We start from the raw sequence: 14,133 nt of genomic DNA, 5'->3' as shown, positions 1-14,133 counted from the left end.
CAGCTTCTGTGAAGCACGAAGTCAGGACGATAGAACGACCCTCTCAATTCTTCGCGCGTGTGTGGATGCAACGTCCTGAAGTGGCGCAAAGGCAACGCCAAAAATGGACTAAGGGGTTTATCTTCAATCGGGCCTGCAAGACCGAGACTGGTGGATGACCGGGAAGAATCGCACAATCGATGGAGCCGCTGGTATCAGCCTGGCTGTTGAAGTGAAGGGCGAGTGCGGGGCGATGCCCGTCTTGCTTGCCCACGGGGCGGGTCAGACTCGCCGCGCCTGGAAGCGGGTAATGCAAGATCTGGTCGAGGCGGGGTTTCGCGCTATCGCTATCGACATGCGTGGGCATGGCGACAGCGACTGGTCGAGCGCAGGTGCCTATGACGTGCGCGACTTTGCGGCCGATCTCGTCGCGGTAGCATCAAGAATGGATCGCAAACCGGCTCTGGTAGGCGCCTCCCTTGGCGGCCTTGCCGGAATGATAGCCGAAGGAGACCTCGCCCCAGGCAGCTTCGCGTCGCTCACTCTTGTAGATATAGCCCCGCGTATCGATCCGGGCGGCGTGATGCGGGTGGTCAGCTTCATGCAAGAACATGTCGAGACTGGCTTTTCGTCTCCGGAAGAAGCTGCACAAGTCATTGCGCGCTACATGCCTCATCGTCGCAAGCGCAGAGCGGGTGATGGCCTGCGGCACTATCTCCGGCATAAAGAGGATGGCCGCTATTACTGGCACTGGGATCCAGCATTTATTAGCAATATGGTGGCTGCACATTGCAGCGATACCGCGCATCAGGAGCAGCAAGTCAATATATTATACAAGGCTGCCGCTAATTTGACGCTACCGCTTCATCTGATCAGGGGCGGATCTAGTGATCTTGTCTCGAAAGGCGCTGTCGAACATCTACGCGAATTGGCGCCGCATGCTGAATATACCGACATAATCGATGCCACGCATATGGTCGCAGGCGATGCAAACGACGCCTTTTCTGCCGCAATTCTCGGCTTTTTAGGGCGCCAGTCGACCTCCTAGAGGGACGAGCATGGGAGAAGAGATTTTGCTCCAGATCATCGAGGGTCGGACGACTTGCTGTGCAGAGCGCCATACATTGGTGGGTTTGCCTAAGATGACACTCGGTAACTGGCTGCTGCCTCGCTCACTGGACTGCTATCCATAACGAAGGTGACGAAAGTTGACGACCAAAAATCTGACCGGCATGCTGGCCAAAAAGATGCCGCAGGAAACAGGCACCGCGCGCACAAAGGGCGAAACCCTGTTCCAGCTATTCTTTGCGCTCATCCAATGGCCTTGGCTGTTGAAAAGCCTTTATGGGGGAAACAAAGCTGAAAAAAATGCTGTTCTTGAGCGTATAAACCTTGAACAGGACGCCTTGCCTCATCTTGGCAGCTGGAAAGCAGACACTTACCTTCTTCACAGGATTGTTGATGAGATTGAAGTCCGACAACCGAAAAATGTTGTGGAATTAGGTTCCGGAGTAACTTCGCTGGTTATCGCCAAAGCATTGTCGCTTCACGGTGGCGGGCATTTATACAGCTACGATCAGTATGAACCGTTCGTTGAGCAGATGGGCATTTGGCTCGCTGAGCACCACCTGTCGGCAAGTTTCAGCCATGCTCCGCTGAACTTTCGGGACAAGGCCTGGCCTGGATTATGGTATGTCTTGCATCACCTTCCAAAGACAATTGATCTGCTTGTCATAGATGGACCGCCTTGGTCAATACATCCCTTTACCCGAGGAATGGCGGAACGCCTTTTCGAACGTATCGCACCGGGAGGCCTTATCATGCTCGATGATGCAGCAAGACCAGGAGAAAGATACGTGGCGCGACGCTGGAGGAAAACCTGGAGAGACTTCGAGTTCAAGTTCGAAGGCAAGGGCGCCAAAGGCCTGCTAACGGGACGGAGGATCGACGGATCAGATAATCGCCAAAAGTGACGCTGCAATGCATTATCGACTTCCGTTGCTGATTCGGTTTGATCATTCCCAAGGGTTCCGGACGAGTCTTTGAAGGGCACGTCCGGAGCCTTTTGAGCACCAATGCTGCATTGGAGCGGATCATCTTGCCCATCCTCGAAGCATGGCGCAGCATGCGCAGCCAGACCGCAGAGCTCGGGAAGCAGCTCGTTTGCGGGGCACCAGAGCGACGCGTGCAAGCTGGCAGTCATAATGCATCAGATGCTGAAGACTGGCGAGCTGTTCGACAGGTCAGCAAACGCAAAGCCTTAAACCAGTTCACGAGGAAGCTAGAAGGAAAAACCATAGCCGATCACGCCGGTATCCGGCGCCCGGTCGTCTCGTCGGGACGTTGGTCAGGCCATTCCGTCCAACAACGTTCCAGTTGCAATTACTGTCGGCAAAATGCGCGCACCACACTGGAAGGCCTCTCTTGCGAAACCCATCATGCGGCGGAACATGTCGACCGCGCAGACAACCATGCTCCTGGCAGCGCCCACCTTAAAGGCGCCAGGGTACCGAGCCTGTCGATCTTTATGACTGCAGCTGCCTGTCATCCCGCCACGGCAGCCCAGTGATGTTGCGAAAAGGTGCTTGCTCAGCGGTTCGCGATTAGACAACACCTTGGGCACAATCTAAGAAAGCCGTTGCACCGCCCCGTGCTGGCACCAAAGAAGGCCTCGAAATACAAAGGGGCTAGGGAGCAGCTGTCGATACCGGGCGCGGTCATTTCAACCTGTCCATCAGGCGGCCGACGGCGCCCGCTTCGGCGGCCAAATTACGGTTGTAGCTCAGTGGCATTCGTGGCGACTTCCACCGCAAAGCATCCATGATACCCGCGAGATCCTCGCCACTCGCGAACAAATCCTGGTTCAGCCCGATCCGTGTCGAGTGCGCGCTGATCCCTTTTAGCAATCTGGCCAAATCCTCGGCTGTCAGATCGGGCAGCGCGCCGAGGTCGAACGCCCGCTTGATGATCGACCGGAAAATCGGCCCGATCGAGCCCGGGTGGAGCGCCAGGCTGCCGATGTCATATTCGACGCGCGCCTTCACGGCAGGCTTCGAGAGTGTCTTGCGCAGGTCCCAAGCCTCACGACCTGAAATGCTGTCGATCGCCCGACCGCGCACGGCGGCGCGCGCCTTGTAGCGCCGCACCTGCACCCGCCGGAACAGCGGCCCGGCCGATAGCTCGGCAGCCTCGGTCCAGGCCATGATCGCCGCGACGGTGCGGGGGCTAAGATAGGCGGTCGCCCCCTCCCCGTCCTGATCGCCCTTACTGCGCAGGATCTGCAGCAGGCGTGACTCGGGGTCGATCGCCTCCTCGATATGCTCGACGGCCACCGCCACGAGTTCGGAGGCTCGCAGGCCGGTATCATAGGCCGCCGACAGCAATGCACGATCGCGAAGGCCCGGCAGATCGTCTCCGCAGCTCTCTAGCAGCGCGCGGATGTTGAGCCCACGCGCCTTGTCACGCTCGACGTCGCGCACCGGGCCCTTGAACCGCAGCGGCCGCGCCTGCTTCTGCGCCGTCCCCTTCTCACGGCGCACGGCCTGCAGCCGCAACTTGACCAGCGGCGCCGGCGTCGGATCCTGGCGGTCGAGCAGTTGATGAATCTTGGCGATCGACGCCTTGTACCGGGATAGCGACGCTGGACGGCTCCCCTTCCCCGCCCGCGCATCCAGATAATCGGCCACGGTCTCAGCCGTCGCCGGCAGCGCGATCCGGTTGGTGCGCCGACACCAGCTGTCGAATGCTTCGATGTCGGACTTGAGCGCGCGGATGCTGTGAGGCGACGAAGCGGCCTGATAGGCGGCGATCAGCGCCTCGTTGACGGCAATGCGCTCGCCCGCGCGCATCTGCACGATCGTCCAGGCAAGGTCGGCCGGCGCGCTAACGGTTGGCAGGATCGCCTCAGGCGCCGCCACAGCGTTTTCTGACCCTTCTAAGCCGGTTTCGGTGCCCATCCTGCGCCACGCTCCTCAGCGGCTGTCAGCTTGACCAAACCGACAGACCGAAATTGCTAGGTTTTTCAATCTTCATCTATCCCAAATACCTCCGGACTCTCGCCCGTCCATCCCGTTTCTGATACAATACCGGTGGACCCGGCAACACGAGTCCCTGGCAAGATCGGGGATAGGTCATGGCCGAAACGGGCACAGCTCTTACGAGAGCGGATTCTACAGCCTGGAGCATTGCTTGCAATCGCGAGCCGGCTATTCGTTCGCTTGCCAGCCTGCCCAAGATTACCCGCGCCGCGATGTTGAATGCGAGCGCGGAGCTGGGCCTGAGCAGGTCGCGCGTTTTTGAGCTTGTCGCCCGCTATCGCGCAGAGCCCGTTACCAGCTCCCTGGTCGATCGGCCCGAAGGTTTTCCCAAAGGGCGTCGCCGATTGGCGCCGGAGATCGACCAGGTAGTCGCCTCCGAAATCGAGCGGTTCTACTTGACGCGCCCCAAGCCGACCCTCGCGCGATTGCTACGCGAGATTCGGCATGCCTGTTATGAACGCGGCCTTCGCGCCCCGACACGCAAGACCATCGCCGCGCGCGTTGCCGCGATTGACCGAGAACGCCTCACCAGGGCGCGCGACGGTGCGAAGGCAGCGTCTGATCGATACCGACCCGTGACGCGATCTTACACTGCCGACTACCCGCTGCAGATCGTACAAATAGACCACACACCTGCCGATATCATCATCGTCGACGAGCATTTCCGCAAACCGCTTGGTCGACCAACGCTGACCCTTCAGATCGACGTAGCGACGCGGGTCATTCCGGGCTTCTACATCTCGCTTGAGAGACCCTCAGCCACGTCTGTAGGCATGGCGATCCGCCATGCAGTCCTGCCGAAGGCAACCTGGCTTCAGGAGCGGGAGATCAACCTCGACTATCCCGTTTTCGGCATCCCCGAAACTCTGCATCTCGACAATGCCGCAGAGTTTTGGTCCCGGGCACTCGAGCGCGGCTGCGAGCAGCATGGCATCGACCTCAAGCACCGCCCCCGGCGCACGCCGCACTACGGTGGCCACATCGAACGCTTGATCGGAACCGCGGTCGGCGCCGTGCATCTCCTGCCCGGTACGACCTTTGCAAACATAAAGGCCAAAGGCGACTATGACGCCGAAGGCCGGGCCTGTATGACGCTGCGCGAGTTCGAGCAGTGGTTCGCGCTCGAAGTCGGCGTCTATCATGGCTCGATTCACAGCGAGCTTGGCGTCCCGCCGCTCACGGCCTGGGCCGACGGGCTGGGCAACCGCGCTGATCCGCTCCGGCTCCCCGCCGATCCCGCTCGCTTCCTTTTCAACTTTCTCCCGTTTGAGATGCGGAAGGTCAGGCGCGAGGGGATCGAGCTGTTCCATGCGTTCTACTGGCATGGCAGTCTGGCCGGCCTCATCGCGAACTGCGACCACAAGCTCCCGATCAAATATAATCCGCTCAACCTCTCGGCTGTTTACGTCGAGTTGTCCGATACCGAGCATTTGACGGTTCCGCTTCGTGATCGGCGACGGCCTGCCATCACGAAGTTCGAGCACGACCTGGCAGTGCGAGCACTGCGCGAGCGCGGGCGCCAGGCCGTCGACGAGCAATCGCTGTTTGACATGGTGAACGAGCAGCGGCGCATCGTCCTCGAAGCGGCCCACAAGACCAAGACAGCGCGAAAATCCGCCCAGCGCATCGCCTATGCTCTGGAGGCTGGCCTTCCTCCTGCCACCGCAGCCCCTTCAATGGCTTTGCCGGTATCGTCCGAGCCGGAGGATAGCGCGCCTATCGTTCCATTCCAGATCGAGGAGCGACTATGACCGACCTTTACGATCACCTGTTTCCGGCATATCGCGAGCAGGCAGGGCTATCCGACGACGAACGCATCGACTGGCTGAGACGCGATCGATGGCTATCGCTGCCACAATCCGAAGCCGCGCTCGGCAGGCTAGAAGATCTGCTGACCTATCCCCCGCGCGGCCGCATGCCCTGCCTCCTGCTTTTCGGTTCCACTGGTATGGGCAAAAGCGAGATCCTCAATCGCTTCGCAGAGCTGCACGCAACCCGGTATGATAAAGGCGCCGGCCTTACGATCATGCCTGTCGTCAAGGTGCAGATGCCGCCACAGCCTACCGAGGACGAGTTCTACACCGAGCTTATGCTGGCGATGAACTACTCCGAGTTCGACCATATCTCCCTGCGATCACTGCGCTCTCTGGCTCGTCGCACCCTTGGGGAATTCGGGACGAAGGTGCTGGTCCTCGACGAAATCGACAAGATGCTGGCAGGCTCGCCGCGCCAACAGCGGATTTTTCTCAACACCATTCGCTTTCTGACCAACGACCTCAGAATCCCGATCGTGTGCGCGGGCACCGAAGATGCACGTATCGCGATACTCACCGATCCTAATCTCGCCGACCGCTTCGCCGCCTTCGAGCTGTCTCCATGGCGCAACGATCACGCCCTGCGCCAGCTCATGGCGAGCTTCGCCGGTCTGCTGCCTTTGCGCCGCCCTTCCCTGCTCGATGAACCTGATGTCCGCCAGCGCGTCATCGCATTGAGCGAGGGCGTGACAGGCCGAATATTCCGATTGATGGAGGCTGTCGCAATCGCGGCGATCCGAAGCGGCCGCGAGATGATCGACGCCGACAGCTTCGATGATGAGCAACTATTGCTCCCGCTCGTCTCGATGCAAGTCATCGCCAGTACCAAGCGGGCGTTGCGGCGCCGTGCGGCATGAATATCCTTTCGCTGACGAACTGCTGACGTCCTGGCACGCGCGTCAGCGCCATTCCCGCCGAGGGCGAGGGCTACCGGCGCCAAAGGCTGTCCGAGATCGCATGGGCGACTGGCGCCACCCGGATATTCGCCCGACAATGGCCTGGATCAATGCGACTGCCGACGACCTCAACGTGTCGGCAGCGTGCTTGGTCGAACATAGTCTCGCGAAACATTATCCCGCTTTGCCGCCCGATTTTCTGGCCTGGGAACACCTCCCAGGGTCAGCCAGTTCTACGGGGCTGATCCCGATACCACGGTTGCACGTCAGTTGGTGCAGCCGGTGTCTCGCGGAAGATTTCGCATCCGACCGGCCAGCACACGTCCGGCGTCAGTGGGTGCTGGCCGCCGTGGGCTTTTGCCATCGGCACCGCTGGCCGCTGGAGGATCGTTGCAATAGTTGCGGGTCGCGGACATGGCGATTTGCGATGCCCGCGCGCGGTCCGCTGCGGATGATTTGCGAAGCCTGCTGGCAACCGATGGAAAGAACCTCGGCGCCGGCCCTTTATGCCGGGAAGGATACCCTGGTCCGCTGGGATCATATCATTGCGTTCGAGCAGCAATGCATGGGCGCGATTAGGGGTAGGACCCCTGACCAGTTCCGCTTCAACTTCACGTCGGCCGGCCAACTCCTCAACGAGGTTCGAGACGTTTGCAGCCTCCTGACCAAGAAGCCGCCAAACGACGAATATTGGTGGTGCAGGACACGGAATATCGCGCTGAACGATTTCGCGTGCGATGCGATGACGCCCGGTTACATCGGTCTCCAATTCTATTCGAGCGACACTCGCAACCCGCTGGCCACCGCATCGCCGCTCCTGCGCCGGTGCCTGCTTGCCGCCGCTTGCGGCATCATCGAAACCAATCCCGATGTAGGTGCCGCGCTTTTTGGTCCTGAAGCACCGCCAGCGATCGAAAAGTTCATAGCCAGGACAGATCGCGGCGGGCTCGATCGCTTGCTGATGGCAGACGGCCACTGGTCTTCCGCCTTTATCCTTCAGATCAAAGCCGCACGAGAGCGAATGGCTCGCCGGTTCATGATCTCAAAGCTGGAAGCGGCGCATCGAGCGATACGCAACGCATTCGCGCATTCATCGTCCAACGAACAAACCAAATTTAACCGTTCCACCGGCCAAATCTGATTCCATGTCGTGGGAAGTAGTTCCTGATTGAGCCACCGCCCTTCACCGGCTAGAACCCCATCCATGCGCATTTCGAGGCTCTTCCTCGCGAACCGGTTTTGGGCGATGCTTTGTATCGCCTTGGCCGTCGTCTTCGCCGGCACCTCGCTCTCCACGTCTATCGACAAGATCCAGCATGCGCCGGGTGTTTCGTTCGAACACGACCATTCCTTGTTCAGCGAAACTTCCATCATACAAGACCATGCCGACGATCATCACGCGCCCCAACCCGGCGACAAAGATCCGGCCGACCATCTGCCCGGCAGCCATCACCATCATGGCGATGGCGGATCGGCTGTACCGGTGACGGCTGCAGCGGAGGCTGCTCAACTCGTCTTGTCCGGCGCGCTGCATGGGTTTGCGCCGGATAACCAGACACCAAGCTTGCGCATTTCCGGCCCCGAACGACCTCCCAAGAGCCTCGCGATCCCAAGCTGAGCCGCCGCGTCACATGAGGCGCGGCATCTGCCACGCCTGCTCGTGAGGCCGTCTCTGTCATGTTTTCCCTTCTTGTTGCGCGCCCATCGGCGCGTCTGCGGCGCACGCTTGCGATAAGCGCAGCGCTGGCCACATTGTCCGCGCCTTCGATCGGCGCGGCGCAGACCCTCAGCCTGTCCGATGCGTTGTCGCGCGTCGCGTCCGGCGATCCTTCCGTTGCGGCCAATGCCGCGCGGCTCCGGGCGGCCGATGCCGCCATCACCCAGGCCGACGTGCGGCCGCGCGATGTTATCGGCGTCGATGTCGAGGATTTCATGGGCACCGGCCCCTATTCACCGGTCGATCGCTCCCAGACCACGGCCTGGTATGAACGCACCTGGGAACGCGGCGGCAAGCGCGAGGCACGGATTGGCGCCGCCCGTTCCGATCTCGACGCGACCTCGACACGCAATCGCCTGCGGATGCTCGATCTCATGGCGCAGGTCCAGGCCGCGTGGGTCGAGGCGCTGGCGGCCGAGGCGGCGATTCCGATCGCGCAGCAGCGGCTCGCCGCCGCCCAGCGCGTCGAAGCGGAAACCGCCCGGCGCGTGGGCCGTGCGCTCGATCCGCTGTTCGCGGGCGAGCGGGCGAGAACCGCCGTGGCGCAAGCTCGGATCGCGCTCGACCAGGCGCGCGAGAACGCCCGCATCGCGCGCGCCACGCTCGCATCCTGGTGGGGTGGCGGTAGCGATTACAGCCTCGATACGGCGCCCTTCGCCATCGTGAACGCGGCGATGACATCGGACGATGACAGCCCGGACCTTGCCCTGCTCGCAGCCGAGCGTGATGCGGCGGGTGCGCGGGTCCGGCTCGCCGAGACCGGCAATGTCTCCGACCCGACCGCGCGCGTAGGCCTGCGCCACTTCGGGCAAGGCAATGACGTGGCGATCATGGTCGGCGGCTCGATCCCGCTCGGGAGCCGCGCCGCAAATCGCGGCAATGTCGCGCGCGCCAATGCCGACGCCGAGGCGGCCGAGGCCGAGATCGCGGTGGCGCGGGCGCAAATCCGCCGCGACATCGACCGGCTCGTGCCCGAGCGTGCAGCGCTTGCCACCGAGATCGCCCGGATCGACCGCGAGGTGCTGCCGAGCGCCGAGCGCGCGTTGGTGCTGGTGCAGGACGGCTTTGCGCGCGGCGGGACGGCCTTCACCTTCCTCGAAATCAACCAGGCGAGCCAAGCCCTGACCGATGCGCGCTCGCGACGGGTCGAGCTGCTGCGCCGCTTCCACCTCGCGGGCGTCCGTCTCGACCGGCTGACCGGCCGCCACGCTCCCCTTCTTGCCAGCGCGGAGAACCGCTGATGACACGATCCATTCCTATCGCGGGCACGCTGCTCGCTTTTGCCCTGCTCGCCGGTTGCGGCGAGTCCCCGACAACGACTGAGACCACCGAACCGAAGGCCGCCGCCGCAGGCGAATATGAACGCGGCCCGCATCGCGGGCGAATGCTGCGCGACGGCGAGTTTGCGCTCGAAGTGACCATCTTCGAGGATGGCGTCGATCCCGAGTTCCACGTCTATGCCTATCGGAACGACAAGCCGATGGCGCCGGGCGACGTGCAGCTTTCCATCGAGCTGTCGCGCCTCGGCGGCAAGGTCGATCGCTTCGCCTTCACGCCGCAGGAGGACTATCTGCGCGGCGGCGGCGTGGTGATCGAGCCGCACTCGTTCGACGTGAAGGTCCGCGCGGTCGAAGGCGGCCGGACCCACAACTGGACCTATGCCTCCTACGAAGGCCGGACCACCATCGCGGCCCAGGCGGCGCAGGCCGGCGGTGTGCGTTCCGAGCGTGCCGGTTCCGCCACGGTTGCCGAGCTGATCGACATGGCGGGCCGGATCGAGATCACGCCCGAAGGCAAGGCCGATGTTCGTGCCCGGCTTCCCGGCCAGATTATGTGGATGACCGGCCAGCTCGGTCAGGCCGTGCGCAAGGGACAGACCCTGCTCCGCGTCGAGTCCAGCCATTCGCTCCAGACCTATGCGGTGACGGCGCCGATCAGCGGCATCATCGTCGAGAAGAACGCCAATGTCGGCGACACCACCGGCGACCGCGCGCTGTTCGTGATCGCGGATCCTACCCAGCTCCATGCCGAGTTCTTCGTCTATCCCCGAGATGCCGAGCGTGTGCGGGTCGGCCAGCGTGTGTCGCTGCGTAGTCTGTCAGGTGAAGCGCGGCTTGAAGCGGAGGTGGAGGCGATCCTGCCGACCGCCGATCTCGCCAGCCAGACATTGATGGCGCACGTCCATCTGCCGGCGTCCGCCTCTCAGACTTTCCGGCCCGGCATGGGCGTCGAGGGATCGTTCGCGGTCGCCTCCGCGAATGTGCCACTCGCTGTCAGGACCAAGGCCATCCAGCGGTTCCGCGATTTCGAGGTCGTCTATGCCAAGGTCGGCAACACCTATGAGGTGCGGATGCTGGAGATCGGGCGGCGCACGCCCGAATGGACCGAAATACTCGGCGGCCTCGAACCCGGCACCGAATATGTGACCGATGGCGCGTTCCTGATCCGGGCCGACATCGACAAGTCGGGGGCCAGCCATGACCACTGAGACCATCCCCGAGCCCGCAAGCACGGGCTTTCTCGAACATATCGTTGCGGCCGCAATCCGCTTCCGATGGGCGGTTCTCGCTATCGTCGTGCTGCTGTGCGGGATCGGCGTCTGGGCCTTCCAGCGCCTGCCCATCGACGCGACGCCCGACATCACCAATGTCCAGGTGCAGATCAACAGCGAGGCTACGGGCTTCTCGCCGCTGGAGGCCGAGCAGCGTGTCACCTTCCCGGTCGAGACGGCGATCGCCGGCCTGCCGGGCCTGCAATATACCCGCTCGGTGTCGCGCTACGGGTTGTCCCAGGTGACGGCGGTGTTCGCCGACGGCACCGACATCTATTTCGCGCGGCAGCTCGTCAACGAACGGCTCCAGACCGCGCGCGATCAGCTCCCCGAAGGCGTCGTGCCGGAGATGGGACCGATCGCCACCGGCCTTGGCGAAATCTTCATGTATACGCTGGAGGCGCAGCCCAATGCCCGCAAGCCGGACGGCAAACCCTATACCGCCGAAGACCTGCGCACATTGCAGGATTGGGTGATCCGGCCGCAGCTCAGGAACACGCCGGGCGTCACCGAGGTCAACAGCATCGGGGGCTATGAGCGGCAATATCATGTGACGCCGCTGCCCGACCGGCTTTCGGCCTATGGCTTGACGCTCAACGATGTGGTCGAGGCGCTCGGCCGCAACAACGCCAATGTCGGCGCCGGCTATGTCGAACGCTATGGCGAGCAATATCTGGTCCGGGTTCCGGGCCAGGCATCGGGAATCGATGATCTGAAGTCGATCATCGTCACCAATCGCGGCGGCGTGCCGATCCGCGTGGCCGATGTCGCCGATGTCGGCATGGGTGAAGAACTGCGCACCGGAGCGGCGACCGAGAACGGGCAGGAAGTGGTGCTCGGCACCGTATTCATGCTCGCGGGCGAAAACAGCCGCATCGTCGCCCGCGCGGTAGCCGAGCGGCTTGAGGAAGCCGCCAAGGCGCTTCCGGCAGGCGTCAAGGCGGTGGCGATCTACGACCGCACCGATCTGGTCGAGCGCGCGATCGGCACGGTCGAGAAGAACTTGCTCGAAGGCGCCTTGCTGGTCATCGTCGTGCTGTTCCTGCTCCTAGGCAATATACGGGCGGCGCTCATCACGGCGGCGGTCATCCCGATCACCATGCTGATGACGATCACCGGGATGCTCCGTGCTGGTGTGTCCGGCAATCTCATGAGTCTCGGCGCGCTCGATTTCGGGCTGATCGTCGATGGTGCGGTCATCATCGTCGAGAACTGCCTGCGCAGGTTCGGCGAGGCGCAGCACCGATTGGGGCGTCTGCTCGATCGCGAAGAGCGGTTCTCGCTGGCCGCGTCGGCCACCTCCGAGGTGATCCGCCCGTCGCTGTTCGGTGTGCTCATCATCGCGCTCGTCTATGTGCCGATCTTCGCGCTCACCGGCGTCGAGGGGAAGATGTTCCATCCGATGGCGATCACGGTGGTCATGGCGCTGAGCTTCGCGCTGATCCTGTCGCTCTCCTTCGTGCCAGCGGCGGTCGCGCTGTTCGTCAGCGGCAAGGTCGAGGAGAAGGAGAGCCGCCTCATGGGCTGGGCGCGCAAGCTCTATGCACCCGCGCTCGATGCCGCCTTGCGACTGCGGGTCGCGTTCGTCGCAGGGGCCATCGCCCTTGTGGCGATCTCCGGCTTCGCCGCGACGCGCATGGGATCGGAGTTCGTCCCCAATCTCGACGAAGGCGACATCGCGCTTCATGCGCTGCGCATCCCCGGCACCAGCCTCACACAAGCCATCGGGATGCAGACCACGCTCGAAGCCCGGCTCAAGCAGTTCCCCGAGGTCGAGCGGATTGTCGCAAAGATCGGCACCGCCGAAGTGGCGACCGACCCGATGCCGCCCTCGGTCGCCGATACCTTCGTCATGCTCAAGGACCGCAGCGAATGGCCGGACCCGCGCAAGCCCAAGGCGGAACTGGTTCGCGAGATGCAGGAAGCGGCAGCGACGATCCCCGGCAACAATTATGAGTTCACCCAGCCCATCCAGATGCGGTTCAACGAGCTGCTGTCGGGTGTTCGGGCCGATGTCGCGATCAAGGTGTTCGGTGACGATCTCGACCGGCTCCATGAGATCGGCCAGTCGATCGAAGGGGTGGTGAGCGGCATCGAGGGCGCGCAGGATGTGAGCGTCGAGCAGGTTACGGGTCTGCCCGTCCTCCAGATCACGCCCGATCGGGCGGCGCTGGCCCGGCTCGGCCTCAACATCGGCGACGTCCAGGATGTGGTGGCCGTCTCAATCGGCGGCCGGGAAGCTGGCCAGATGTTCGAAGGCGATCGGCGTTTTCCGGTGATCGTGCGTCTACCGGAGGTCATCAGGAGCAAGGCCGACGAAATCGGACGCTTGCGTATCCCACTGGCCGGCAATGGCGCCGACCCGCGCGGGTTCGTGCCGCTCGCCGATGTGGCCAGGGTCGAGGTCGTGATCGGCCCCAACCAGATCAGCCGCGAGGACGGCAAGCGCCGCGTGGTCGTGACCGCCAATGTGCGCGGGCGCGATCTCGGCTCGTTCATCGAGGAGCTGCGCGCGAAAGTGGGCGCCGAAGTCGAAGTCCCGCCCGGTTATTGGGTGAGCTATGGCGGCACGTTCGAGCAGCTTATCTCGGCGGCCGAACGGCTGAGGCTGGTCGTTCCAGCCGCGCTGCTGCTGATCTTCGGGTTGCTCTATTGGCTGTTCCGGTCGGGCAAGGACGCCGCCATCGTGTTCTCCGGCGTGCCGCTGGCGCTCACCGGAGGCGTGGCGGCGCTGCTGATCCGGGGGATGCCGCTCTCGATCTCAGCGGGGGTCGGATTCATCGCGCTCTCGGGTGTGGCGGTCTTGAACGGCGTGGTGATGCTGAGCTTCATCCGCCAGCTCCGCGAGTCCGGCGGCGGCCTTGAGGACGCGATCCGAGAAGGCGCGCTCACGAGGCTCCGCCCGGTGCTGATGACCGCCCTGGTGGCGAGCCTCGGCTTCGTGCCGATGGCCTTCAACGTCGGCGCGGGCGCCGAGGTGCAACGGCCGCTGGCAACCGTGGTGATCGGCGGCATCCTCTCCTCAACGGTGCTGACATTGCTGGTGCTGCCCGCGCTCTACCGCCTCGTGCATGGCCGCAAGGCTGAGCCGGAAGCGCGGACGCGGCCGGACACCGTGCCAGCCGTAAGCTGACCCCAT

The 14,133-nt window shown here is 63.0% G+C and carries 11 protein-coding genes; 10 read left to right on the top strand and 1 reads right to left on the bottom strand.

Going from position 1 to position 14,133, the window contains the following annotated elements:
- Nucleotides 1–154: 154 nt before the first annotated feature.
- The 3 genes from SAB01S_RS12610 to SAB01S_RS18720 all read left to right on the top strand — a co-directional run bounded on the left by SAB01S_RS12610 (nucleotide 155) and on the right by SAB01S_RS18720 (nucleotide 2,548).
- Nucleotides 155–1,027 (top strand): alpha/beta fold hydrolase, encoded by an 873-nt coding sequence (locus tag SAB01S_RS12610; protein ID WP_021245287.1) that lies wholly within the window; start codon nucleotides 155–157, stop codon nucleotides 1,025–1,027.
- A gap of 160 nt (nucleotides 1,028–1,187) precedes the next feature.
- Nucleotides 1,188–1,952 carry a class I SAM-dependent methyltransferase gene (locus tag SAB01S_RS18115; RefSeq protein WP_021245286.1) on the top strand — a complete coding sequence of 255 codons (765 nt, stop codon included), beginning with the start codon at nucleotides 1,188–1,190 and terminating at the stop codon, nucleotides 1,950–1,952.
- A gap of 92 nt (nucleotides 1,953–2,044) precedes the next feature.
- Entirely contained in the window at nucleotides 2,045–2,548 is a 504-nt protein-coding gene (locus tag SAB01S_RS18720; protein ID WP_174401673.1) for a hypothetical protein, read from the top strand.
- Between the two features lie 148 nt (nucleotides 2,549–2,696).
- Here the strand turns inward: SAB01S_RS18720 and SAB01S_RS12595 are convergent, their stop codons facing one another.
- A complete protein-coding gene (locus SAB01S_RS12595) occupies nucleotides 2,697–3,935 on the bottom strand; it encodes a site-specific integrase (RefSeq protein WP_021245284.1) in 1,239 nt (412 codons plus the stop codon).
- Between the two features lie 176 nt (nucleotides 3,936–4,111).
- Between SAB01S_RS12595 and SAB01S_RS12590 the strand changes: the two genes are divergently transcribed.
- The 7 genes from SAB01S_RS12590 to SAB01S_RS12560 all read left to right on the top strand — a co-directional run bounded on the left by SAB01S_RS12590 (nucleotide 4,112) and on the right by SAB01S_RS12560 (nucleotide 14,127).
- A complete protein-coding gene (locus SAB01S_RS12590) occupies nucleotides 4,112–5,767 on the top strand; it encodes a TnsB C-terminal domain-containing protein (protein ID WP_169802572.1) in 1,656 nt (551 codons plus the stop codon).
- The gene (locus SAB01S_RS12585; protein WP_062733450.1) at nucleotides 5,764–6,687 is read left to right on the top strand and encodes a TniB family NTP-binding protein; all 924 of its coding nucleotides are present in this window, start codon (nucleotides 5,764–5,766) and stop codon (nucleotides 6,685–6,687) included. The genes SAB01S_RS12590 and SAB01S_RS12585 overlap by 4 nt, the downstream gene beginning before the upstream one ends.
- On the top strand, nucleotides 6,605–7,867 hold the full coding sequence (locus SAB01S_RS18110) for a TniQ family protein (protein WP_083951338.1): 1,263 nt from the start codon (nucleotides 6,605–6,607) through the stop codon (nucleotides 7,865–7,867). Before SAB01S_RS12585 ends, SAB01S_RS18110 begins: the two co-directional genes overlap by 83 nt.
- A gap of 63 nt (nucleotides 7,868–7,930) precedes the next feature.
- Nucleotides 7,931–8,344, top strand: coding sequence for a hypothetical protein (locus SAB01S_RS12575; RefSeq protein WP_127691887.1), 414 nt, complete (start codon nucleotides 7,931–7,933; stop codon nucleotides 8,342–8,344).
- A 59-nt stretch (nucleotides 8,345–8,403) separates the two neighbouring features.
- The gene (locus tag SAB01S_RS12570) at nucleotides 8,404–9,684 is read left to right on the top strand and encodes a TolC family protein (protein WP_062733445.1); all 1,281 of its coding nucleotides are present in this window, start codon (nucleotides 8,404–8,406) and stop codon (nucleotides 9,682–9,684) included.
- Complete coding sequence (locus tag SAB01S_RS12565; RefSeq protein ID WP_062733443.1) at nucleotides 9,684–10,931, top strand: efflux RND transporter periplasmic adaptor subunit; 1,248 nt, start codon at nucleotides 9,684–9,686, stop codon at nucleotides 10,929–10,931. The genes SAB01S_RS12570 and SAB01S_RS12565 overlap by 1 nt, the downstream gene beginning before the upstream one ends.
- Nucleotides 10,921–14,127, top strand: coding sequence for an efflux RND transporter permease subunit (locus SAB01S_RS12560; protein ID WP_062733441.1), 3,207 nt, complete (start codon nucleotides 10,921–10,923; stop codon nucleotides 14,125–14,127). Before SAB01S_RS12565 ends, SAB01S_RS12560 begins: the two co-directional genes overlap by 11 nt.
- Nucleotides 14,128–14,133: the final 6 nt, after the last annotated feature.

The organism is Sphingobium abikonense NBRC 16140, assembly GCF_001598335.1.
GTDB classification, from domain to species: Bacteria; Pseudomonadota; Alphaproteobacteria; order Sphingomonadales; family Sphingomonadaceae; genus Sphingobium; species Sphingobium abikonense.
The sequence above is the reverse complement of the archived record's forward strand: the minus strand, read 5'-3'. Positions and strand labels throughout refer to the sequence as shown.

Bases quoted from the DNA above. Each gene is read 5' to 3' on its own strand.
- SAB01S_RS12575 (WP_127691887.1), top strand. From the start codon at position 7,931: ATGCGCATTTCGAGGCTCTTCCTCGCGAACCGGTTTTGGGCGATGCTT.
- SAB01S_RS12610 (WP_021245287.1), top strand. From the start codon at position 155: ATGACCGGGAAGAATCGCACAATCGATGGAGCCGCTGGTATCAGCCTG.
- SAB01S_RS12590 (WP_169802572.1), top strand. From the start codon at position 4,112: ATGGCCGAAACGGGCACAGCTCTTACGAGAGCGGATTCTACAGCCTGG.
- SAB01S_RS12595 (WP_021245284.1), bottom strand. From the start codon at position 3,935: ATGGGCACCGAAACCGGCTTAGAAGGGTCAGAAAACGCTGTGGCGGCG.
- SAB01S_RS12585 (WP_062733450.1), top strand. From the start codon at position 5,764: ATGACCGACCTTTACGATCACCTGTTTCCGGCATATCGCGAGCAGGCA.
- SAB01S_RS12565 (WP_062733443.1), top strand. From the start codon at position 9,684: ATGACACGATCCATTCCTATCGCGGGCACGCTGCTCGCTTTTGCCCTG.
- SAB01S_RS18110 (WP_083951338.1), top strand. From the start codon at position 6,605: ATGATGAGCAACTATTGCTCCCGCTCGTCTCGATGCAAGTCATCGCCA.
- SAB01S_RS12560 (WP_062733441.1), top strand. From the start codon at position 10,921: ATGACCACTGAGACCATCCCCGAGCCCGCAAGCACGGGCTTTCTCGAA.
- SAB01S_RS12570 (WP_062733445.1), top strand. From the start codon at position 8,404: ATGTTTTCCCTTCTTGTTGCGCGCCCATCGGCGCGTCTGCGGCGCACG.